The 21373-nt window shown below is 70.6% G+C and carries 25 protein-coding genes; 14 read left to right on the top strand and 11 right to left on the bottom strand.

The window, feature by feature from the left end:
• Positions 1–42: 42 nt before the first annotated feature.
• Positions 43–609, top strand: a complete 567-nt coding sequence (locus tag KBZ33_RS00680; RefSeq protein WP_254949636.1) for a photosystem I assembly protein Ycf4 — start codon at positions 43–45, stop codon at positions 607–609.
• Position 610: 1 nt separating this feature from the next.
• Positions 611–1354 (top strand): peptidylprolyl isomerase, encoded by a 744-nt coding sequence (locus KBZ33_RS00685; protein ID WP_254949635.1) that lies wholly within the window; start codon positions 611–613, stop codon positions 1352–1354.
• 7 nt (positions 1355–1361) lie between these two features.
• Here KBZ33_RS00685 and ilvN read toward each other — a convergent pair whose 3' ends face one another.
• Both ilvN and KBZ33_RS00695 read right to left on the bottom strand, forming a co-directional pair.
• Positions 1362–1892, bottom strand: coding sequence for an acetolactate synthase small subunit (ilvN, locus tag KBZ33_RS00690; protein ID WP_254949634.1), 531 nt, complete (start codon positions 1890–1892; stop codon positions 1362–1364).
• An 88-nt stretch (positions 1893–1980) separates the two neighbouring features.
• Positions 1981–2940 carry an alpha/beta fold hydrolase gene (locus tag KBZ33_RS00695; RefSeq protein ID WP_254949633.1) on the bottom strand — a complete coding sequence of 320 codons (960 nt, stop codon included), beginning with the start codon at positions 2938–2940 and terminating at the stop codon, positions 1981–1983.
• A 25-nt stretch (positions 2941–2965) separates the two neighbouring features.
• On the opposite strand from KBZ33_RS00695, the gene KBZ33_RS00700 reads away from it, so the two are divergent.
• The 4 genes from KBZ33_RS00700 to KBZ33_RS00715 are packed head-to-tail and all read left to right on the top strand — an operon-like array spanning position 2966 to position 5550.
• Positions 2966–4135: a N2,N2-dimethylguanosine tRNA methyltransferase gene (locus tag KBZ33_RS00700; RefSeq protein WP_254949632.1), complete on the top strand. Its 1170-nt coding sequence runs from the start codon at positions 2966–2968 to the stop codon at positions 4133–4135.
• 26 nt (positions 4136–4161) lie between these two features.
• Positions 4162–4260 (top strand): cytochrome b6-f complex subunit PetM, encoded by a 99-nt coding sequence (petM, locus tag KBZ33_RS00705; protein ID WP_015108796.1) that lies wholly within the window; start codon positions 4162–4164, stop codon positions 4258–4260.
• A 58-nt stretch (positions 4261–4318) separates the two neighbouring features.
• Positions 4319–5281, top strand: coding sequence for an NAD(P)H-binding protein (locus tag KBZ33_RS00710; RefSeq protein WP_254949631.1), 963 nt, complete (start codon positions 4319–4321; stop codon positions 5279–5281).
• Positions 5282–5334: 53 nt separating this feature from the next.
• Positions 5335–5550 (top strand): hypothetical protein, encoded by a 216-nt coding sequence (locus tag KBZ33_RS00715; protein WP_254949630.1) that lies wholly within the window; start codon positions 5335–5337, stop codon positions 5548–5550.
• Here KBZ33_RS00715 and KBZ33_RS00720 read toward each other — a convergent pair.
• On the bottom strand, positions 5531–6139 hold the full coding sequence (locus tag KBZ33_RS00720) for a pseudouridine synthase (protein WP_254949629.1): 609 nt from the start codon (positions 6137–6139) through the stop codon (positions 5531–5533). The two genes, KBZ33_RS00715 and KBZ33_RS00720, sit on opposite strands and share 20 nt — an antisense overlap.
• Before the next feature lie 234 nt (positions 6140–6373).
• Here KBZ33_RS00720 and infA point away from each other — a divergent pair, with 234 nt between their 5' ends.
• A complete protein-coding gene (gene infA / locus KBZ33_RS00725) occupies positions 6374–6643 on the top strand; it encodes a translation initiation factor IF-1 (protein WP_015108791.1) in 270 nt (89 codons plus the stop codon).
• Positions 6644–6659: 16 nt separating this feature from the next.
• On the opposite strand, the gene KBZ33_RS00730 is transcribed toward infA, so the two are convergent.
• Both KBZ33_RS00730 and KBZ33_RS00735 read right to left on the bottom strand, forming a co-directional pair.
• Positions 6660–7025 carry a hypothetical protein gene (locus KBZ33_RS00730; protein ID WP_254949628.1) on the bottom strand — a complete coding sequence of 122 codons (366 nt, stop codon included), beginning with the start codon at positions 7023–7025 and terminating at the stop codon, positions 6660–6662.
• Positions 7026–7076: 51 nt separating this feature from the next.
• Entirely contained in the window at positions 7077–8552 is a 1476-nt protein-coding gene (locus KBZ33_RS00735; RefSeq protein WP_254949627.1) for a DEAD/DEAH box helicase, read from the bottom strand.
• Between the two features lie 139 nt (positions 8553–8691).
• Between KBZ33_RS00735 and KBZ33_RS00740 the strand changes: the two genes are divergently transcribed.
• The 4 genes from KBZ33_RS00740 to KBZ33_RS00755 are packed head-to-tail and all read left to right on the top strand — an operon-like array spanning position 8692 to position 12614.
• On the top strand, positions 8692–9849 hold the full coding sequence (locus tag KBZ33_RS00740) for an NAD(P) transhydrogenase subunit alpha (RefSeq protein ID WP_254949626.1): 1158 nt from the start codon (positions 8692–8694) through the stop codon (positions 9847–9849).
• The gene (locus KBZ33_RS00745; protein ID WP_254949625.1) at positions 9846–10139 is read left to right on the top strand and encodes an NAD(P) transhydrogenase subunit alpha; all 294 of its coding nucleotides are present in this window, start codon (positions 9846–9848) and stop codon (positions 10137–10139) included. The genes KBZ33_RS00740 and KBZ33_RS00745 overlap by 4 nt, the downstream gene beginning before the upstream one ends.
• Positions 10136–11566 carry an NAD(P)(+) transhydrogenase (Re/Si-specific) subunit beta gene (locus tag KBZ33_RS00750; RefSeq protein ID WP_254949624.1) on the top strand — a complete coding sequence of 477 codons (1431 nt, stop codon included), beginning with the start codon at positions 10136–10138 and terminating at the stop codon, positions 11564–11566. The genes KBZ33_RS00745 and KBZ33_RS00750 overlap by 4 nt, the downstream gene beginning before the upstream one ends.
• Positions 11567–11582: 16 nt before the next feature.
• Positions 11583–12614: an alpha/beta fold hydrolase gene (locus KBZ33_RS00755; RefSeq protein WP_254949623.1), complete on the top strand. Its 1032-nt coding sequence runs from the start codon at positions 11583–11585 to the stop codon at positions 12612–12614.
• On the opposite strand, the gene KBZ33_RS00760 is transcribed toward KBZ33_RS00755, so the two are convergent.
• Together KBZ33_RS00760 and KBZ33_RS00765 are read right to left on the bottom strand one after the other, a co-directional pair.
• Entirely contained in the window at positions 12589–12939 is a 351-nt protein-coding gene (locus KBZ33_RS00760) for a ferredoxin (protein WP_254949622.1), read from the bottom strand. The genes KBZ33_RS00755 and KBZ33_RS00760 overlap by 26 nt on opposite strands.
• Entirely contained in the window at positions 12936–14186 is a 1251-nt protein-coding gene (locus KBZ33_RS00765; protein WP_254949621.1) for a 1-deoxy-D-xylulose-5-phosphate reductoisomerase, read from the bottom strand. Before KBZ33_RS00765 ends, KBZ33_RS00760 begins: the two co-directional genes overlap by 4 nt.
• 82 nt (positions 14187–14268) lie before the next feature.
• Between KBZ33_RS00765 and KBZ33_RS00770 the strand changes: the two genes are divergently transcribed.
• From KBZ33_RS00770 to KBZ33_RS00780, 3 genes are all read left to right on the top strand, one after another.
• The gene (locus KBZ33_RS00770; RefSeq protein ID WP_254949620.1) at positions 14269–14487 is read left to right on the top strand and encodes a hypothetical protein; all 219 of its coding nucleotides are present in this window, start codon (positions 14269–14271) and stop codon (positions 14485–14487) included.
• Between the two features lie 190 nt (positions 14488–14677).
• A complete protein-coding gene (locus KBZ33_RS00775) occupies positions 14678–15619 on the top strand; it encodes a DUF368 domain-containing protein (protein WP_254949619.1) in 942 nt (313 codons plus the stop codon).
• A gap of 57 nt (positions 15620–15676) precedes the next feature.
• Entirely contained in the window at positions 15677–15979 is a 303-nt protein-coding gene (locus KBZ33_RS00780) for a hypothetical protein (RefSeq protein WP_254949618.1), read from the top strand.
• Positions 15980–16434: 455 nt separating this feature from the next.
• On the opposite strand, the gene KBZ33_RS00785 is transcribed toward KBZ33_RS00780, so the two are convergent.
• Genes KBZ33_RS00785 through rfbD form a run of 4 tightly spaced genes read right to left on the bottom strand, consistent with a single transcriptional unit; the run spans position 16435 to position 21333 of the window.
• Positions 16435–17775, bottom strand: coding sequence for a DUF6880 family protein (locus KBZ33_RS00785; protein ID WP_254949617.1), 1341 nt, complete (start codon positions 17773–17775; stop codon positions 16435–16437).
• A 16-nt stretch (positions 17776–17791) separates the two neighbouring features.
• Complete coding sequence (cysS, locus tag KBZ33_RS00790) at positions 17792–19261, bottom strand: cysteine--tRNA ligase (RefSeq protein ID WP_254949616.1); 1470 nt, start codon at positions 19259–19261, stop codon at positions 17792–17794.
• Positions 19258–20403, bottom strand: coding sequence for a dTDP-glucose 4,6-dehydratase (gene rfbB / locus KBZ33_RS00795; RefSeq protein ID WP_254949615.1), 1146 nt, complete (start codon positions 20401–20403; stop codon positions 19258–19260). The genes cysS and rfbB overlap by 4 nt, the downstream gene beginning before the upstream one ends.
• A 30-nt stretch (positions 20404–20433) precedes the next feature.
• Entirely contained in the window at positions 20434–21333 is a 900-nt protein-coding gene (rfbD, locus tag KBZ33_RS00800) for a dTDP-4-dehydrorhamnose reductase (protein ID WP_254949614.1), read from the bottom strand.
• Between the last annotated feature and the right edge of the window lie 40 nt (positions 21334–21373).

Here is a 21373-nt window from a genome sequence, read left to right on the forward strand (position 1 = left end):
CGCTTCACGGCAGGATGGCCACCCACTGCCCCTTCGTCCCGCATGGCTTCGCCTGGCGTCGCTTCCCCTTCCGCCGACGAGCAGGTGCTGGAGCAACCGGTGCTCGGCTCCCGGCGTCTTTCCAACCTCCTGGTGGCGGCCGCCGTCAGCGTCGGCGGGCTTGGTTTCGTGCTCACGAGCGCCTCCAGCCGCTTCGGCCGCGATCTGCTGCCCATCGGCCACCCCGCCGCCCTGGTCTGGGTGCCCCAGGGACTCGTGATGGGGCTCTACGGGGTGGCGGCGCTGTTGCTGGCCATCTACCTCTGGTTGGTGATCGGCATCGATGTGGGCTCGGGCAGCAATCGCTTCGATCGGAGCGCCGGCGAGGCCCGCATCAGCCGCCGCGGTTTCCGCCAGCTGATCGAAGTGGTGATTCCCCTGCGGGAGATCCAGGCGGTGAAGGTGGAGGTGCGGGACGGCCTCAGTCCCCAGCGACGCCTGGCCCTGCGCGTGCAGGGTCGTCGGGACATGCCCCTGACCAGGGTGGGGGAACCGATGCCCCTGGCCGACCTGGAGCTGGCCGGTGCCCGCCTGGCGCGTTTTCTGGGTGTTCCCCTGGAGGGCCTCTGACATGCGACAGCCCGATGGGCGACACAGCACGACCCCCGCGTCCCTGGGCTGGCGGCTGCTGCTGGTGGTGGTTCTTGGCCTGACCCCCCTGGGACTGGCGGCCTGCGCCGCCGACACCGGCGACCGACCGCTGGGATGCGAAGCGGCCAACACCCCCTGCCTGCAGGGCACGGCGGTGGTGGCGATGGAGACCAGCAAGGGTCCGGTGGAGCTCCGGCTCGACGGTGCGGCGGCCCCCCTCACGGCGGGCAACTTTGTCGATCTGGTGCGGCGAGGTGCCTACAACGGCACGGTGTTTCACCGGGTGGTGAAGGAGCCGGTGCCCTTCGTGGTGCAGGGTGGCGACCCCAGCAGCGCCGACCCCAAGGTGGCCCCCGGTGACTACGGCTCGGGCAGCTTCGTGGACCCTGCCAGTGGCGAGTCCCGACTCATTCCCCTGGAGCTCAAGCTCAGCGGCGCCCCGGAACCCCGCTATGGAGAGGAGATCACCACCCCGACAGCCACGCGCCAGCTGGCCCTCAGCCACGAGCGTGGCGCCATCGCCATGGCCAGATCCAGCGATCCCAATTCCGCCAGCGCCCAGTTTTATGTGGCCCTGCAGGCGCTGCCTGAGCTGGACGGCCGCTACGCGGTGTTCGGCCGGGTGAGCAAGGGGATGGAGGTGATCGACCGGATCCAGCAGGGGGACAAGCTGATCAGGGCCCGGGTGATCGACGGGGGCACGCTGGTCAAGAAGAAGCCCTGAGGCCCTTTCAGGCCGGGACGCGCTTGTCGGAGACGGTGGCCTTGAGCAGCTCGGTGTTCACCCCCGAGGCTCGCTCCAGGGCCACCTTGCCTGTGCGGGCGATCTCCAGGATCCCGTAGGCCTCAAGCAGCCGCTCCAGGGCCACCAGCTTGCCCGGATCCCCCACCACTTCCAGGGTGAGGGCGTCATCGGCCACGTCCACCACCTTGGCCCGGAAGACCTGGACCAGATCGAAGATGGCACCGCGGTTCTCCGCCGGCGCCGCCACCTTAAGGAGCATCAGCTCCCGCTCCACCGCCGGAATCGTGGAGAGGTCGATCACGCCGAGCACGTTGATCAGCTTGTTGAGCTGCTTCGTCATCTGCTCGAGGGTGCGGTCGTCCCCTTCCACCACCATGGTGAGCCGGGACATGCCCCGGTGCTCCGCCGGCCCCACGGCCAGGCTCTCAATGTTGAAACCCCGCCGGGCGAACAGACCGGAAATGCGGCTCAGGGCGCCCGATTCGTCTTCCACCAGCACCGAGAGGGTGTGCTTCATGTCGGGCTCGTGAGCGGGGTGCGGCGAAGGACCGGAGCGAAAGCCGGCACGGTCCAACCAAAGGTACGCGCCAGGGGACAGCTTCCCCTCAGCCCGTCTCCAGATGCTCCAGCCAGCGGAGCACCGCGCCACCGAAGGCGTCAGGGGTTTCATCGTGGGGACAGTGGCCGCAGGAGGGGATCACGTGCAGCTCGAGGTCGCTGCGCAACCGCAGGCACTGCTGGGAGACCTCCAACGGCACCAGCCGATCCTGGCCGCCCCAGACCAGCAGGGTGGGCCGCCCCAGCCGTTGCAGCAGCGAGACGGCCGTGGCCCGGAACGGCCGCAGGGCCATGCCGATGCTCATGGCCCGCAGGGCCCGTACCGCTCCGGGGCGTCGGGCGGGCCGGGCGATCAGCCGACGCAGCTCCTGGTCACCGATCACCGGGTGGTGGTACGCCGACTGGATGCCCAGATCGAGCAGGGGGGAATGGGCCAGCAGCGGAACGAGCAGCTCCAGGGGCAGGAGCCGTAGCAGGAGATGGATCACCCCCCGTTTCAGTCGCCGTCGCCAGGGGCGGCGGCGGGGCGGGCGGCGCCCGGCCATCAGCAGGCTGGGATCGGGGAGGGGAGCCGCCACCACGGCCCGCACCCATTGCGGGGCATAGACGCTGCAGGTCAGGGCCACCAGGCCACCGAGGGAATGGCCCACCAGCACCGCCGGCGCCTGGACCACCTCCGCCAGGAACGCCTGCACCTGGCGGGCCCACAGGCGGTTGTCCAGGGCCTGATGGCGATCCAGCCCCGGCTGGCTGGAGGCACCGAACCCGATCAGGTCCAGGCTGTAGACGCACCACCCCGCCGCCGCCAGGGTGCCGACGTTGCGGCGCCAGTGGCCGCTGGTGGCTCCGAAGCCGTGCAACAACAGCAGCGCCGGCCGGTCAGGGCTCCCCAGGCGGCGCCAATGGCAGCTCTGGCCGCGCCAGAGCCACTGGGCGTGATCGCCCCACTCAGCTCCCTCCTGCGGCGCGACCTCCCCGGGGGCAGGCTGGGGGTCGGCGGACGACACCGATGGTTGCGGCAAGGACCCGGACTTGAGCGAACCCCCTCACTATTGCGAAGGTGCGGCCCTGGTGGAGACCGGTGACGGCTTTTTCCGAGCCGCCTCGCGGCCGGCCAGGGATTTCGGCGTGCTGCTGGCACGGACTCTGGTCGCCCGAGGGCTGGATGGGCCCGTGCGGATCCTCGATGGCATGGCGGGCTGCGGCATCCGGGCTCTCCGTTATGGCCTGGAGGGCGGTGCCGGGGCGGTGTGGGCCAACGACGCCGACCCGGACCGCCTGCCCCTGCTGGAGCGCAATCTGGCCCGGTTGCCGGTGGGGGTGGAACGGCAGCTGAGCACCGCCACCGCCCAGCAGCTGCTGGCCGGGTGCCTGGTGGAGGGGCGCCGCTTTGAGCTGGTGGATCTGGATGCCTTCGGCTGTCCGGCCGCCCTGGTTCCCCTGGCGCTGGAGGCGGTGGCCTTCGGCGGCGTGCTCTACCTGGCCAGCACCGACGGACGTTCGGCCACGGGCCATGACCGCCGCGCTGCCGTGCGCCGTTTCGGTGCCGCCGCCCGGGCTCACCCCGCCAGCTGGGAGATCGCCCTGCGCCTCCAGCTGGGGTTGCTGGCCCGGACCGCCTGGGCGATGGGCCGGGGGATCCTCCCCTTACTGAGCTTCAGCGAAGGGCGGGCGTTCCGCACCGCCGTGCGCCTGGAGCGGCATCCCGCCGGCGCAGAGGAGGCCCAGCTGGGCCTGGTGGCCCATTGCCACGGCTGCGGCGATCAGCAGGTGCAGAGCCTGCTGCGGCTCGGACGCTGGCGGCCTTGCGATTGCCCTGGGGCTGCATCGGGCGCGGCGCCGGCCCTGGCGGTGAGTGGCCCGCTCTGGATCGGCCCCTTGCAGGATCCCGCCACGCTCGCGGCGATGCTGCAGGAGGCCGAGGCGGGAGGCGTTGCCCACCTGGACCGGCCGGGCCGGCGGCTGCTGGAGCGGCTCCGGGACGATCCGGCCACGACACCCCGCTGCTGGCCGGTGGACGCGATTGCCCGCCGCCTGGGTCAGGGGCCGCCGCCGCTGGCGGCGCTGGTGGCGGCGCTGACGGCGGAGGGCTTCGCCACGGCGGCCAGCGGGGTGATGGCCGGGCAGCTGCGCAGCGAGGCCCCCTGGCCCCTGATCGTGGCCACGGCCCGGGGGCTGGTGGCCACGACGGCTGCTAGATAGGTAGCCCGTTCCCCATTGTCCGGGCCATGGCCTCTGAAATCTTCGGCACCGCCGCCATCTTCTGGGTGCTGATCCCCGTCGGGCTGGCGGGCGGCGCCCTGCTGCTCAAGCTCCTCAACGACTGAGCAGCGCGCCGGGGACGGACGCACCTCTAGGCTCGGCCTCCTTCCCTTGCAGGGGTCCATGAAGGTTCTGGTCATCGGTGGAACAGGAACCCTCGGTCGCCAGATCGCCCGTCGTGCCCTCGACGCCGGCCATGTTGTCCGCTGTGTGGTGCGTTCCCCGCGCAAGGCCGCCTTCCTTCAGGAATGGGGCTGTGATCTCACCCGCGGCGACCTGCTGGAGCCCGCCAGCCTGGATTACGCCCTGGAAGGCCAGGAGGCGGTGATCGATGCCGCCACGGCCCGGGCCACCGACGGTGGCAGTGCCTATGAGATCGACTGGGATGGCAAACAGAACCTGTTCGCGGCCTGTCGCCGCGCCGGCCTGAGCCGGCTGGTTTTCCTGTCGTTGCTGGGTGCGTCCAAGCACCGTGGCGTGCCGCTCATGGACATCAAGGCGTGCACCGAAGAGTGGCTTGAGGCCTCCGACCTCGATTACACGATCCTGCGCGGTGTGGCCTTCATGCAGGGCCTGATCAGCCAGTTTGCGATTCCGGTGCTGGAGAGCCAGACCGTCTGGGTGAGCGGGGCGCCGACGCCGATCGCCTACATGAACACCCAGGACGTGGCCCGTTTTGCCGTGGCGGCCCTGGAGCGGCCCGACACGATCCGGCAGGCGTTCCCTGTTGTCGGTCCGAGGGCCTGGATCACCGGGGAGATCACCCAGCTCTGTGAGCGCTACAGCGGCCGCGAAGCCCGGGTGTTTCGGGTGCCGCCGTTTCTGCTGGGGCTGATGCAGTCGGTCACAGGGTTCTTCGAAGCCAGCCTCAACGTGGCCGAACGCCTTGCCTTTGCTGAAGTGGTGGGCGGGGGCGAGCCCCTGACGGCGCCGATGGAGGCCAGCTACGCCGCCTTCGGCCTCGATCCGGCCGAAACCACCCGGCTGGAGGACTACCTCAAGGAGTACTACGACACGATCCTGCGGCGCCTGCGGGAGATGGAGTCCGACCTCGACAAGGAAGCCAAGAAGAAGCTTCCCTTCTGAAGCGGCGCCGTTCGCCAGTTCGTGTGTACTATTGCAGGGGTTTGCCGGCTGTCATGGCGATTTCCCAGATCAAGAACCTCCAGCGGCGTCTGGCCAACCTGGAGGAGGAGGCCATCGGCGAGCTCACACGGGCCTGCGGCCACGAGCTCTGGGCGTCGTTGGGCTTCGATGCCCTCGACACCCTTGAGGACCCCGATCGTCGTGCCCGGGCGAACTACTACTACGGTCAGCTTCAGACAGTCAGGGAACTCAGGGACGCCCTGGTCTGAGCAGTGCCGCCAGGCGTTGTTGCTCCAGGGGGCTCACGGCGCGCCAGGCGCCGGGGGCCAGGCCGACCAGATCCAGGGGCGGACCTCCGTCCATCAGGTCGATCGCCGTCCGCAACAGGCGCAGCGTGGGTAGGCCCACGGCGGCGGTCATGCGCCGCACCTGCCGGTTGCGCCCCTCGCGCAACTCCAGTTCCAGCCAGTCGGTCGGCACCTGCAGGCGGTGGCGGATCGGCGGATCTCTCTCGGCAAGGGCGGGGTCCGCCACGGCCCGGGCACGGGCCGGCAGGGTGCATCGCCCTTGCACGATCACCCCCTGACGGAGGTTGTCGAGGGCCGCTGCGGTGATGACCCCCTCCACCTGCACCAGATACCGGCGCCAGTGCCCCCTGGCCGGATCGGTGAGCCTGGCCTGCAGGCGCCCCTCGTCGGTGAGCACGAGCAGTCCTTCGCTGTCCGCGTCCAGGCGGCCGGCGGCATAGACGCCCGGCTGATCGATCAGCTCGGCCAGAGTGCCCCAGGGGCTGCCCGGTTCCGGACGGAACTGGCTGAGCATCCCGTAGGGCTTGTGGAGCAGCAGGGTGGTGGTCACTGCCCCCGCAGGATCAGGAGCTTTCCCGGGCGCGCCAGAGGTTGACCACGCCGATCGAGATCAGCAGCAGGCCCAGATCCATCGCGATGGGAGGAAGGATCATGGGGTGGGGCCAGGGGCATTCGGTTGCTGACCCTATCGCTCCGGTCTTCTCACCGTGTGACGGGCTTTGGAGCCGGCACGGCCGGCGCTTAAGCTGAAACTCTGTTGTTTTCCTCAGGCCACCCTTCCCGCATGATCGAAACGTCCGGTGTGATCGAAAAGGAGCAAGGCAACGGGTTCTACCTGGTCACCCTCGAGCAGCCTGCCGGTCACCAGTGTCTCTGCCGGGCGGCGGGCAAGCTCACCAAGTTCCGGATCAAGCTGCTGGCCGGCGACAAGGTGTTGGTGGAGATCAGCCCCTACGACCTGACCCGGGGCCGCATCACCTACCGGGAGCGCAATGCCGGAGCCACCGGCCCGCGGCCGGGGGGCAACCGTCCCGGCGGACCCAGGCGCCGCTGAGTCCCACCGGGTCGGCTCAGATCTCCAGCAGGCCGTCGGTTTCCGGACGGCGGCCGAGGTGCAGATCTCTTGGCACCATCAGAACGTTGGCCTGAAGCAGTTCGGGGTGGTCTTCCAATGTGAGGAGCCACTCACGGAATTCCTCGTTGATGGCGTAGCTGTCTTCGAACAGCTCACGGCCGTCCAGGGCAGCCCGGCGGGCCAGGGCCCAGCAGACCGCCACGGTCACGCGGCGATGAACGGCAGCATTAAGGGGGGCATCAAAACATTCGTCCTGTTCGCTGGAATCTTCTCTTGGCCTGTCCATCGGAATGATCTCGGTGGATGTCCTGTGGTGCCAACGTTGGCGGTTGGTGGTCGCGTCGACGGTGTTGGTTGTCACATCGTTGCAGGAATGGCGACGGCAACAGGCCGTTCCCATCAAATTTTAAGCTCATTGGCGTCGAAACAACGGCAGTTCGGGGCCGCTGACGCTGAGCATCCGTCCGGCATCGTCCGCCAGGGCCTGCAGGGGCAGGCGCTGGTCGCTACCGGGCGAGCCGGCCGCGGCTGGAGCCGTGTCCGTCGGGCGCGTCCGGATCACATAGGGCTCACTGACGGTCCAGCCGCGGGCATAGCCGATCAGCAGGGGATCGGCCGGGGCGTACACGTAGGACGGCCGTCGCGGAATGGTTTCCTGACACGAGCGATCCCCATCCATGCGCACGGCCCTGGTGATGGCCTGAACAAAGCGGCTGCGGGTGACCACGGTGGTCAGGTAGGCCACCACCCGTAGCCGGGGGGCATCGAAGCCTTCGGCGCACATGTCGATGCTCACCAGCCAGTCGGCCTCCCCAGCCTGGAACGCCGCCAGGCGCTGGGCCGCCTCCGGATCCTGGGAGTGCACCAGATGCACCCGGTCCCCTTCCTTGGCCAGCAGGTCGGCGATGGCGCCCGCATGGCCGATGTCGCGGGCGACCACCAGGCCGCCGGCCCCCGGATGCTCCAGCCGGACGCGCTCCAGGCGGCGGCGGGCCTGGAGCAGCAGCCGCAGGGCGATCCCGCCCCGATCCCCCGGACGGATGGCCCGCCGCAGGTTGCGGGCCCGCCAGCTCTCCCGCTGCTCCGCCGACAGGGGGGAGGTCTCGGTGTCCCGTCCGTCCTCCGGGCGGCCGTGTTCCACCCAACCGTCCTGGAAGCGAAATTCCAGCGGCCGCACATCGCCGGCGGCGATCAGGGCACGGGGCTCGACGCAGAGGTCCGGAATGATGCGCTCGGCCGGGCCGTCCTGGTCGTGCATCCGGATCCGGCGGGCGGAACAGAAGCCGAGGTTGTCGGCGCGGAAGGGGGTGCCGGTGAGCCCCAGGCGCAGCTGGGCGCCGCCGCTGAGGCTGCTGAAGGCATGCCCCCACGCGGTGGCCTCCGGTTCGAGGGGATCAAGGCCCAGGTGGTGCACTTCGTCGGCGATCGCCAGCCAGCTCCTGCCCTGGAGATGGCGGCCCAGCTCCCGCTCCAGGCGCAGCCGGTGCAGGGCGGCTGCCTGGTAACTGAGCAGCAGGCCCTGGCCGGTCGCCGCCGAGGCTGTTCCCCCTGGGGTTTCCCACTCCTGCAAAACCAGGCCGAGGCGGGCGGCGGCGCTGATCCACTGGCGCGCGATGGCGCTGCGGTGGCAAAAAACCACGAACCGATCCAGCCGTCCTTCCCGTTGCAGCTGCTGGAAGGCAAGCAGGGCCCCCAGGGTCTTGCCGGCGCCGGGACCAGCGTGCAGCAGCACGTCCTGGCCCCCGGGGTTCGCCGCGACCAGCCGGGCCCGCAGCAGCTGAATCAGGCGCCGTTGCCAGGCCCGGGGCTCGGGTCCGCAGGGAGCGCCGGTGTTCCCCGACATAGCGGCCTCGCGGCGCAGACCCAGATCGAAGGACGGTGGCGCCATCGGCTGATTCTGCTGGGCTGGCCAGGGGGCTGCCGCCAGCGGCGGTCGCGTCCGGTGGGCGTGTCCGCACATTGGCGTCTGGGTGCTTGCCGTCACCGGCGGGGCTGTCTATCGCAGAAGAACTGTGTGTGGCCCCGCGTTGGTCAAATTGCTGATTCCCAGGGAGACGGCTCCCGGTGAGCGGAGGGTCGCCGCGACCCCCGAAACGGTCAGGCGGCTGGTGGCCAAGGGGGCGACCCTGCAGGTGCAGCGGGGGGCGGGCCAGTCGGCCGGCTTCCTCGATGACGACTACGCCGCCGTGGGTGCCGAGCCATGGGACGGGGAGGCCGGGGCCTGGGGGACGGTCGACGGGGTGCTCTGTGTGCAACCCCCCCGGAGCGAGGAACTGGGCCGCCTGCGCGATGGAGCCCTGCTGGTGGGCCTGCTGGCCCCCTACGGCGCCACTGCCCTTGTGCAGGCCCTCAACGAGCGGCGGGCCTCCGCCATCGCCCTCGAGCTGCTGCCACGGATCACCCGGGCCCAGTCGATGGATGTGCTGTCATCGCAGGCCAACATCGCCGGCTACAAGGCGGTGCTGCTGGCGGCGGCGGCCCTCGATCGCTACGTGCCGATGCTGATGACCGCGGCGGGCACGATCCAGCCCTCCCGGGTGCTGATCCTGGGTGCGGGAGTCGCTGGTCTGCAGGCCCTGGCCACCGCCCGTCGTCTGGGCGGTGTGGTGTACGTCTCGGATGTGCGGCCGGCGGTGAAGGAACAGGTGGAATCCCTTGGGGGCCGTTTCATCGACCCGCCCCAGCTGGAGGAGGCCCCGGCCGAGGTGGGGGGCTACGCCCGCCAGGCCAGTGAGGCCTTCCTGGCGGCCCAACGCCAGCAGCTGGCCGACCAGCTGGCCCTGGCCGACATGGTGATCTGCACCGCCCTGGTGCCCGGCCGGCCGGCTCCCCGCCTGATCAGTGAGGCGATGCTGGACGGCATGCGGCCCGGTGCGGTGGTGGTGGATCTGGCCGTGGCCCAGGGGGGCAACTGCTTCGGCACGATCCCCGGGGCCACGGTGGAGCGCCGCGGCGTGCTGCTGATCGGGGCCGACACCCTGCCCAGCACCGTGCCCAACCACGCCAGCGCCCTCTACGCCCGCAACATCGCCACCGTGGTGGAACACGTGCTCGGCGAGGACGGCTTCCGGCTGGATCCGGAGGATCCGATCCTGGACGGTTGTCTGCTCACCCATGCCGGTGCCTGCCGCCGCGACGACATCGTCGAGCCCGCCGGCCTTTCCCCTATCGGAGCCCGTTCATGAGCGTTCTGACGCAGTCCCTCTGGGTGCTCCTGCTGGGCAGCCTGCTGGGGCTGGAATTGATCGGCAAGGTGCCCCCCACCCTGCACACCCCGCTGATGTCGGGGGCCAACGCCATCAGCGGCATCACCGTGCTGGCGTCCCTCACCCTCATCCAGCAGGCCGGCGACAACACGGCCCTGCTGGTGATCGGGGCCCTTTCCCTGGGCTTCGCCCTCTACAACGTGATCGGCGGCTTCCTCGTCACCGATCGCATGCTCGCCATGTTCCGCCGCAAGGGTGACAGCCGATGACGTTCTCCATGGATGCGTTCGCCGCCGCCATCGATCTGGCGGCCGTGCTCCTGCTGGCCCTCGGCATCAAGGGTCTCTCCAAGGTGAGTTCCGCCCGCGGGGCCAACGCCCTGGCGGCCCTGGCCATGGGCTTGGCCGTGGTGGGGCTGTTGATCCAGATCCGGCCCGATCCGATCGCCTGGCTCTGGATCGCGGCCGGCAGCGCCGCCGGCGGCCTGGCCGGCCTGGTCACCGCCCGCCGGGTGCCGATGACCGCCATGCCGGAAACGGTGGCCCTGTTCAACGGCTGCGGCGGCATGGCCTCCCTGCTGGTGGCCATGGGGGTGGCCCTGTTCGATGCGGGCGAGTCCGACATCGTCGCCCTGGTGTCGATCGCCGTGTCGGTGTTCGTCGGGGCGATCACCTTCAGTGGCTCGATCGTGGCCATGGCCAAGCTCCAGGGCTGGCTGGACACCCCCGGCTGGACCCAGAGCCACCTGCGCCACGGCGTCAACATCTCCCTGGCGGTGCTTTGCCTGGTGTCGGCCGTGCTGCTGCCAGGCGATCCCTCCGGCCTGCCCCTGTGGCTGCTGATGGGCGGCTCCACCCTGCTGGGCATCGGCGTCACCCTGCCCATCGGCGGGGCCGACATGCCGGTGGTCATCTCCCTGCTCAACTCCTATTCCGGCGTGGCGGCGGCGGCAGCCGGCTTCGTGGTCGGCAGCCAGCTGCTGATCGTGGCTGGCGCCATGGTGGGAGCGGCGGGCCTGATCCTCACCCAGGTGATGTGCACGGCCATGAACCGCTCCCTGGTGTCGGTGCTCTTCGGTGGGGCCCTCGGGGCCAGCGCCGGCGCCGTGGGCGGTGGCGGCAGCGAGGCCGGCTACACCCGCATCACCAGCTGCAGTGCCGAGGAATGCGCCATGGCCCTCGAGCAGGCCGAGCGCGTCGTGTTCGTGCCGGGCTACGGCCTGGCGGTGGCCCAGGCCCAGCATTCCCTGCGGGAGCTGTCCAAGTTGCTGGAAAGCCATGGGGTGGAGGTGAGCTACGCCATCCATCCGGTGGCGGGCCGTATGCCTGGCCACATGAACGTGCTGCTGGCCGAGGCCGACGTTCCCTACGAGCAGATGCTGGAGATGGATCTGGTCAATCCCGAGTTCCCCCGCACCGATGTGGTGATCGTGCTGGGGGCCAACGATGTGGTGAATCCCCAGGCCAAGAACGACCCCACCAGCCCCCTGTACGGCATGCCCGTGCTGGAGGTGGATCAGGCCCGCCAGGTGTTCGTCGTCAAGCGCAGCCTGGGGGCCGGTTATGCCGGCATCAACAACGCCCTGTTCGAGATGCCCCAGACCGCCATGGTCTTCGGTGATGCCAAGGCGGTGCTCAACGGCCTGCTGAGCGAGCTCCGCTCGATGGGCGTGGGCAAGGTGAAGGTGACGGCCTGAGGGAGGGGCAGGGGGCATGAGCCAACTACCCCACCATCTCGGCCTGCCCCCCTTCCGGCAGCGCTCCCCCTGGATTGGCGGGGACCTGCAGACCCTGCGGGACACCCTGCGGCCCCTGCGCTTCCCCCCCGAGCGCGCCGAGGCGCTGTCCATTCCCCTGGCCGACGGCGGCCAGCTGTTCGCTCTCCTGGACCGTCCCGACGCCAAAGAGCCGCTAGGCCTGGTGTTGGTGCTGCATGGTCTGGGGGGCTCCAGCGATGGCCAGGGCCCGCGGCGCCTGGCCCTGGCCCTGATCGCCGAGGGCTTCGCCGTCCTGCGCCTCAACCTGCGGGGCGCCGGCCGCGGCCGGCCCCTCGCCCGGGGCACCTACTGCGCCCTCTGCACCGACGATCTCCGCCCGGCCGTGGCCTGGGCCCGGCAGCTGGCCACCGAGCGGCCGCTGTTCGGCGCCGGCATTTCCCTGGGGGGCACGGTGCTGCTCAACGCCGGCCTGGGCGGCCTGGGCTTCGATGGCCTGGTCAGCGTCAGCGGTCCCCTTGATCTGGGGGTCTGCGCCGTGCAGTTTGAGCGCCGCCGCAACCGGGTGTACCAGCGCTGGCTGATGCAGCGCCTGCGGGAGCAGACCCTGGCCGATCCGGGGGGGATCGATGAGGCGGAGCGCCAGGCGCTGGTGGGGCCAAAGCGTGCCCGCACGATCCGGGCCTTCGATGCGGCCATCACCGCGCCGCGCTGGGGTTTCGCCACGGTGGAGGCCTACTACGCCGCCGCCAGCCCCCTGGTCTCCCTGCTCGAAGGCCGGCCCCTGCCCCCCACCCTGCTGCTGCATGCCGGCGACGACCCCTGGGTGCCGGTGGGCCCGCTGCGGCAACTGGCGGGCAGGGTTTCCGGCCAGGCGGCCACCGGCGCGGGATCGACCCCCGAGGTGCTGATCACGCCCCAGGGCGGCCACAACGGCTTCCATGCCCCTGGCGACGGACCGGTCTGCTGGGCCGATCGGCTGGTGGTGGCCTGGCTGAAGCGCCTCAGCCAGGCGGCAATGGGCGGCTGAAGGGGGTGCGGCGCACGATCCACTCCTCGATCGGCACGCCGCCGACCACATGCTCCTGCACGATCCGCTCGATCCGTTCGGGGGTGACGCCGCCGTAGGTGAGCCCCTCCGGCCAGATCAGCAGCACCGGCCCATCGCAACAGACGCGCAGGCAATCGGCCTTGGTGCGTAGCACCACACCCTGGGGCCGCCCCGGCTCCTCCAGCCCCAGCTCCCGGACCAGCTGCTTGAGCCGGTTCCAGCTGGCCGTTCCGATGGCCGGGTCGCCACAGAGCGCCTTGGTGGGCGTGGCACAGAGCAGCAGGTGGTGCTGAACGCCGCTCACGCCGGCAGAGCCGCAGTGGGCTGGCCGTGGAGCGCAACGGCTGCCTCGCGGGTGGCCTGGCGGGCCCAGCCGTCCACCGCCAGCACCTCTTCAAGGCAGGGTTCGCGGTGGTGGTCGACGCGGTGCCGGTCGCAGACCCGCTCGATCAGTTCGGGGATGGCGAGAAAGGGAATCGCCTCCTCCAGGAACAGGGCCACGGCCTGCTCGTTGGCGGCATTGAGCACCGCCGGCATGGTGCCGCCGGCGCGGCCGGCGGCGTAGGCCAGCGCCATGCAGGGGTACTTGGCGCTGTCGGGGGCGCGGAAAGTGAGCTGGCCCACGGCGGTGAGATCGAGGCGGCGCCAGGGGGTCTCCAGCCGCTCCGGCCAGCTGAGGCAGTAGAGCAGCGGCAGCTTCATGTCGGGCCAGCCCAGCTGGGCCAGCACGGAGGAATCGGCCAGTTCCACCAGCGAGTGGATGATGCTCTGGGGGTGGATGACGATCTCGATGTGGTCGTAGTCGAGACCGAACAGGTAGTGGGCCTCGATCACCTCCAGCCCCTTGTTCATCAGGGTGGCCGAATCCACCGTGATCTTGCGCCCCATGCTCCAGTTGGGGTGGCTGGTGGCATCAGCCACGGTGGCCTTGGCCAGATCGGCGGCGGGCCAGTCGCGGAAGGCGCCGCCGGAGGCGGTGAGCTGGATGCGCCGCAGGCCCGGGGTCGGCACGCCGGTGGAGAGGCGGGCGGTGTCGGCCCAGGGGGTGCCCTGCAGGCACTGGAACAGGGCCGAATGCTCCGAATCGGCGGGCAGCAGCCGGCTGCCGCTGCGCTTCAGCTCGGGCAGCACCACCGGACCGGCGGCGATCAGGGTTTCCTTGTTGGCCAGGGCCAGGTCCTTGCCGGCCCGGATCGCCGCCAGGGTAGGCAGCAGACCGGCACATCCCACGATGCCGGTGACCACCAGATCGGCGCTGGGCCAGGCGGCGGCGGCCTCCAGCCCCTGCGGACCGCCCAGCAGTTCCGGCAGACGGGCCGGGCGGGTGACGCTGTCGAGGCTGGTGAGACGGTCGCGCAGCTCGGGGAGGCGCTCGGCATCGGCCAGGGCCACTGCTTCGGGGGCGTGGCGCTGGATCTGCTCGATCAACAGGTCGAGGTTGTTGCCGGCGGTCAGGGCCACCACCCGGAAGCGGTCGGGGAACTCCTCGACCAGTTCGAGCGTTTGGGTGCCGATCGAGCCGGTGGAGCCGAGCACGGAGAGGGCTTTCATCGGAACGGCCCGGAGCTGCAGGGCGCCAGTCTCCCATTGCCTGCTGCCGCGCGTCACACTGAAGCCACTTGCGGCGTTTGGCGTGCTCTGGCTCAAGCGCTGGAACTTCATCGAGCGGGCCCGTGTGGAACGGGAGCTGTGGGAGGCCTTCGAGCGCCGGGAGGACATCGAGGCGATGGTGGCCGGCTGCCCAGCAGACGATGCCTTTCGGCTGGAGGTGTGGCAGACCACCCTGGTGCGGATCCGCAAGATCGAACAATTGATGGCGGGCAAGGCGCCCACACCACCCAGCGATTCCTGAGCCGCAGACGAAACCCAGACCAGCCTCGATGCCCAGGGGCTGTCGTTGTTTCAGCGGGATGGGCAGCGGTGGAGCTTCACGACGGTGGCCCTCGGCGGCGGCTGCATTTGTGGGGTTTGCGCTGTTGCCCTTTTTGGAGCACCGGCCGCCCCTGCCCCGGCAGGATGCCCACACTTGAACGGCCCCATCCATGGCTGACGCCCCTGCCGCCACCCCCTCGCCTGGCTGGTCCTACGTCCTTGGCTGCGGCCTGGCCATGGGTGCGGCTGATGTTGTGCCGGGGGTGAGCGGCGGTTCGATGGCCTTCATCCTCGGCATCTACGGCCGGCTGCTGGAGGCGGTGGCGGGCTTCGATCTCAAGCTGTTGCGGCTGCTGGTCCAGGGGTGCTGGGCCGACGCGGCGGCGCGGGTGCACCTGGGCTTCCTGCTGCCCCTGCTGGCCGGAATCGCCAGTTCGGTGCTGCTGTTGGTGCGGCCGATCACCTGGCTGTACGTCGCCCATCCGGTCTGGCTGTTCGCCTTCTTCTTCGGCCTGATCGTGGGCTCGATCGTGCTGATCGCCCGCCATGCCCACTGGGGCGCCAGCGGTCTGGTGGCGATGGCGCTGGGCGCGGCGGGCGCCCTGGTGTTCGTCACCCTGGTGCCGGTGACGATGCCCCACGACCCCTTCACCCTGTTCTGGAGTGGCGCCGTGGCGATCATGGCGATGATCCTGCCGGGCATCTCCGGCTCGTTTCTGCTGCTGGTGCTGGGCCAGTACCAGCACGTGATGGAGGCGGTGAAGGGCCTTGATCTCGCCACCTTGGTGCCCTTTGCCGCCGGCTGCGCCATCGGCCTGGCGGTGTTTGTGCGGCTGCTGCGCTGGCTGCTGGCCCGCTGGCATGGCCAGACCGTGGCCCTGCTGGTGGGGGTGATGGCGGGTTCGCTCTGGAAGATCTGGCCGTTCCGCACCGTCCTGGAGAGCACCACCAACGCCAGGGGCAAGCTGATCGTGCTGCGCGATGCCCTGGCGGCTCCCCCCGATGGCGGCGCCCTGGTGGCAGCCCTGCTGCTCGCGGCCTTCGGCATCGTGCTGGTGATGGGCCTGGAGTGGCTGCAGCAGCGGGCGGGGGTGGCTGAGATGGGGGGCTGAGACCAGGCGCCGCGCCGATCTCGAGTCCAGGTTCAAGGCGTTGCTGCTCAGTGCGGATTGAGGCCTTGGCGCTCGTGCGGCACGAAAGCCAGAGTTGCGTGCAGCACCAAGCTGGTTGGCGCCAATGGGCAGATCTCCCTCGGCAAGCAATACGCCGGCCGTCAGGTGTTGGTGGAAGAGCGCGGGCCTGGGTGGTGGATCGTGCGCACCGCCACCGTGATCCCCGACAACGAGCGCTGGCTGCACGAACCGAAGGCCGCTGCCGCGCTGGAAGCCGCGATGGCCTGGTCGGCCAGCCATGCTCCTGCTGAGACCGACTTGGACATAACGCTGAGCCGCCTTGGTCATGCCGAGCGATGACGCGATGGTGAGGCTCGACCTCAACAATCCCGTCTTTCAGGAGCATCTGCTGACGCTGCAAAAGCCTGAGCGCCATGCGGCCCTCGACACGCCCAACAAGATTCGCCATCTCACCTGGAATCAGCTCTACCGAGACCCAGGGCTCCAATGGGAAAAAAGCACCAGCATCATTCCTCCTGCCGGAATTAACGCCATTTACTCTTTGCGGGTCAGCAGATCACGCCGTGCGACAGCCCATCGAGATGGCGATTACATGCGGCTGCTCACCATCGCGCCTGATCACGACGCCACCTACGGCAAGAAGTACAGGCGGAAGCCAACCGGGCAACTTCTGGTCAATCCCAGACCTGTACAGCCTGTACAGAACGCCGGATCCATCTGCCGGCCCCACCCCAACGAACGCATCACCACCAATCGCAGCCCCGGCAGCATGGTTGGGCCGGTGAGCCCTCGCCTCACCCCTCCACCAGCCTCCAGAAGCCCCAGCGGCCCCCGAAGCGGCCCTGCAGCCGCCCCACGAAGGCGGCATGGTCGGGATGGCCCTGCCAGTCGTCAAGGCGGTCGGCGAGCAGATCGCAGCTGCGCAGGTGCTCGGCGGCGTAGCGGTAGCGCTGGCTGCGGCCCAGCTCCAGCGCCCCCCAGACCATCGGCCGCAGCAGCAGCGTGGCCGCCAGGGGATGGTCGGCGCTGAGCCGCTCGGCGGCGGCGCTGTGGAGGAGGTAGGCCTCCCCGTCCCACGCCGTGGCCTGGGCCAGCACCAGGCGGGCGGCGCGGGCGAGCGCCCCCCAGGCCACCAGGAACTCCAGCCCCAGCAGGCGGCTCGGGTGCTGCTCGGCCAGCTGCAGGGCGCGCTCCTCCGCTTCGCCATCTTCGAAGGCCTCAAGGCGCCGCAGGTAGTCGCGCAGGTGCGGGATCGAGAGGCTGCGGCAGAACCACTGCCAGCGCATCTCCTGGGCTTCGGCGGGGCGCTCCAACGCCTCGAGAACGGCCAGGCGGCTGTCCAGCCAGGTGCCATCGAGCCGGCCTGGGTTGTCTGCGCTGGCGCCATCGAGGATCTCCAGGGCCTGCGCCGCCCGGCCGTTGTCCAGCAGGACCTGGGCCACGCCGGCGGCGATGGCGCGCCGGCGCAGATCCGCGGCGCTGAACTGGCCCAGGTAGCCCTCCACGTCCCGCCGGGCCACGGCGATCTGGAGCAGCAGCCGGCTGCCGTCGCGGGCGCCGTGCCCACGGCAGCAGCCCTCCAGCCGCTGCAGGCCCCCGTCGCCGAGGGCCTCCGCCAGGGCCGGCACCAGAGCGTCGAACTGGCCATGGTCGTTGTCCAGCAGCAGCTCAGCGGCGTGCTCGGCCAGGGTCTCCGGGGCCAGTTGCGCGGCCAGCGCCAGCGGCCCGAGCTGGCCAGCGGCTCGCTCAAACACGCCGACCACCACGCCGGTGCCGTCGGAACAGCGCGCCAGCACCCCGCCGGAGATCTCCAGAAAGCGCAGCAGCAGTTCGCAGGCCCCCCGGGGGTCTTCGGCCGCGATCGGGCCGGTGATCGCCTGCACCTGGGCCTCCAGATCGCTCAGCAGCGCCGGGCGCCGGGCTGAACCCACGAACGTCCGGGCCCGATCGATCGCCGCCAGCCGCTTGCGCACCTCCTGGGCGGCGCCACTGGCCCCCTCCGCCGCCGCCAGCGCCAGGCGCAGCCGCCGCTGGATCACCGCCTGGCCACTGGACACCTCCAGCAGCAGCTCCGCCAGCGCCGCCGCCCCCAGGGCCTCCAGGTTGCGGGCGTTCAGGCTGCGCTTGCTGGCCATCGCGTCACACCAGAGCTCAGCGGTGCACCCAGTCGGTCACACCGCCCGGCCGGTCGATCAGCTCGATGCCCTCGGCGGCCAGTTCGGTGCGGATGCGGTCGGCGCTGGCGAAATCGCGGGCGGCCTTGGCAGCCCGGCGCGCTTCGATCCGTTCCTGGATCGCCGCCCCGTCCGCCGCTTCCTTCGAGGGCTCTTTGGCCGTCTCCGCCGCCAGCCCCAGCACCCCGGCCAGCTCCGTCAGCAGCCGCCAGCGGCTCTCCAGGTTCGCCGCCTCCCCGGCGGCCTCGGCTTCGGCCTCGCCCCGCTCCAGCCGGTTGGCCAGGGCCCGCAGCGGCCGGGCCAGCTCGAACAGCACCGCCACGGCCGCCGAGCTGTTGAGGTCGTCGTCCATGGCGGCGGCGAAGCGCCCGCGGGCCTCGGCCAGCGCCTCGCTGCGCTCCAGGCTGGCCGTCGCCGGCTCTGCCCCCCAGCCCAGGGCCGCCCCGTGGCGTTCCCCCAGCCCAAGGGCGGCATCCAGCCCCTTCCAGCCGGTGGCGGCCGCCGCCAGGGCCTCGGCGGTGAAATCCAGCGGCTTGCGGTAGTGGGCCTGCAGCACGAACAGCCGCAGCGTCATCGGGCTGACACCGCTCTCCAGCAACGCCCGGATCGTGGTGAAGTTGCCCAGCGATTTGGACATCTTCTCACCGCCCACATTCACCATGCCGTTGTGCAGCCACCAGCGCGCCAGGGGCTGGCCGCTGGCCGCCTCCGACTGGGCGATCTCGTTCTCGTGGTGCGGAAAGATCAGGTCGGCGCCGCCCAGGTGGATGTCGATCGTGGTGCCGAGCTCCTCGCGCACCATCGCCGAACATTCGATGTGCCACCCCGGCCGCCCCGGTCCCCAGGGCGAGGGGAAGCTGGGTTCACCGGGTTTGGCCCCCTTCCACAGGGCGAAATCAAACGGATGGCGCTTGCGGGCCTCCTCCGCCTCCTTGGTGCGGCCGCTGGCCCCCTCCTGCTGCTCCTCCAGCGTGCGGCCGCTGAGCTTGCCGTAGCCGGCCTGCCGCATCACCGCGAAGTACACATCCCCATCAGCCGAATAGGCCGCCCCCTTGGCCTCCAGCTCGCTGATCAACGTGCGGATCGCCTCCAGGCTGCGGGTGGCCCGGGGCATCCGGTCGGGGGGAAGGATGTGCAGGGCGGCCATGTCGGCCTGGTAGGCGGCGATGTTGCGCTCGCTCACCACCGCCATCGAGCTGCCCTCCTCCTCAGCCCGCTTGAGGATCTTGTCGTCGATGTCGGTGAAGTTCTGCACGAAGGTGACGGCATAGCCGCTCCACAGCAGATACCGCCGCAGCACGTCCCAGACGATGTAGCTGCGGGCGTGGCCCAGGTGGCACAGGTCGTAGACCGTGACCCCGCAGCAGTAGATCGACACCTTGCCCGGCTGCAGCGGCTCGAACGGCTCGCAGCGGCGGCTGAGGGTGTTGGTGAGCCGCAGGGTCAATGCCCTGCTCCCGTTGTGGCCTGGCCCAGGCGGCCGCCGCCGTAGCCGGCCCGGCTGCGCACGTTGCTGCACCAGTCGCCGTGGGCCAGGTACCACGCCACCGTTTCCCTCAGGCCCTGGTTGAAGTCATGGCGGGGCTGCCAGCCCAGTTCGGTGCTGATCCGTTCCGGGTCGATGGCATAGCGCCGGTCGTGGCCCGGCCGGTCGGCCACCGGTGTGATCAGGCCGGCGTGGGGGGAGCCGGTGGGCTGCAGCTCGTCGAGCAGGGCGCAGATGGCTTGCACCACCTGCTTGTTGGTGCGCTCGCCGTGGCCACCGACGCAGTAGCTGCGCCCCAGCTCACCGCTGGTGCCGGCCAGCAGCAGGGCTTCCACATGGTCCTCCACGTACAGCCAGTCGCGCACGTTGGCACCGTCGCCGTACAGCGGGATCCGCTCACCGGCGGCGGCCTTGAGGATCACCACCGGGATCAGCTTCTCGGGGAACTGCCAGGGGCCGTAGTTGTTGCTGCAGTTGGTCAGCACCACCGGCAGCCCGTAGGTGTGGTGCCAGGCCTGCACCAGGTGGTCGCTGCCCGCCTTGCTGGCCGAATAGGGGCTGCGCGGGTCGTAGGGGGTGGTTTCCGAGAACCGTCCGCTGGCCCCCAGCGAACCGAACACCTCGTCGGTACTGATGTGGTGGAAGCGGAACTGCTCCCGGCGCTTCGGCGCCAGCCCTTCCCAGTGGCTCCGCACCGCCTGCAGCAGGTGGTAGGTGCCCATCACGTTGCTGACCAGGAAGGCACCCGGATCGTCGATCGAGCGGTCGACGTGGCTTTCGGCCGCCAGGTGCAGCACCAGATCCGGATCGGCCTGCCGCACCGCCGCCGCCACGGCCTCCCCATCGGCCAGATCCACCTGCAGCAACCGGTGGCGCGGGCCGTCGGCACGCTCGGCCGCCTCGCCCAGTTCCGCCAGGGTGTTGGTCACGCCCAGCAGATCGCTGGCGTAGCCCATCTTGTCGAGGTTGAACACCGTCACGGTGCTGTCCCGCAGCAGCCGCCGCACCAGCGCCCCGCCGATGAAGCCCGCCCCCCCCGTCACCAGGACGCGGCGACGCCCGGCGAGCAGCAGCGGCAGATCGAGGGGGAGGTTGGGGAGCATCGGCGTGGAGCGAGACGACAAAGGGGGTGTTCAGGCCTGGGGCCGGGGGATCTGGGCTAGCACCTCAGCCAGGGCGGCCTGCCAGTGTTGCCCCTCCAGCTTCAGCGCCTGCCGGGTGGTGCTGCCATCCAGCAGCGAATAGGCGGGGCGCCGGGCCGGGGTGGGGTAGTCGGCGGTGGTGATCGGCTTCACCTGGGCCGGGGCCTCAATCAGGCCCCGCGCCGCCGCCTGGGCGCCGATCGCCACGGCGAAGTCGTACCAGCTGGCGGCGCCACAGTCGCTCCAGTGGTGGCGCCCGCTCGCGCCCCGCGCGATCACCCGCCAGCAGGCGGCCGCCAGCCCAGCGGTGGCCGTGGGGCAGCCCACCTGGTCGGCTACCACCTTCAGGGGTTCGCCGGCGGCGGCCTTGGCCCGGTGCAGCCGCAGCATGGTGAGGCAGAAATTGGCCCCCACCGGCCCATACACCCAGCTGGTGCGCAGCAGGCACAGGCGCTCGGCCGGCAGGGCGGCCGCCGCCCGCCGTTCGCCTTCGGCCTTGGTGGCGCCATAGACCCCCAGGGGCGCCAACGCCTGCTCCGGCGCGTAGGGATGGCCCTGCTCACCGTCAAACACAAAATCGGTGCTCACCTGCAGCAGCCGGCCGCCGGCCTCGGCCAGGGCGTCGGCGAAGGCCCCCGGGGCGCCGGCGTTCACGGCCTCGGCCAGGGCCGGTTCCGATTCGGCCCGGTCCACCGCCGTGTAGGCACCGGCATTGAGCACCCAGTCGGGCCGGTGCTGCTCCACCGCTGAGCGGCAGGCGGCCGGATCGGCCAGATCCAGCTCGCCCCGGCCCGTGGCGAGCAGCTCCACGCCGGACGGCACCGAGGCCAGAAGGGCCTGGCCCAGCTGGCCGTGGCGGCCGGTCAGCAGCACCCGCACCGGTTCAGGCATCAATGGCGGGGGAAAAGCTCAGGCGCAGCCTACCTTCGCG

Origin of the sequence: Cyanobium sp. Cruz-8D1 (genome assembly GCF_024345975.1) — a bacterium.
Lineage (GTDB): Bacteria > Cyanobacteriota > Cyanobacteriia > PCC-6307 > Cyanobiaceae > Cyanobium.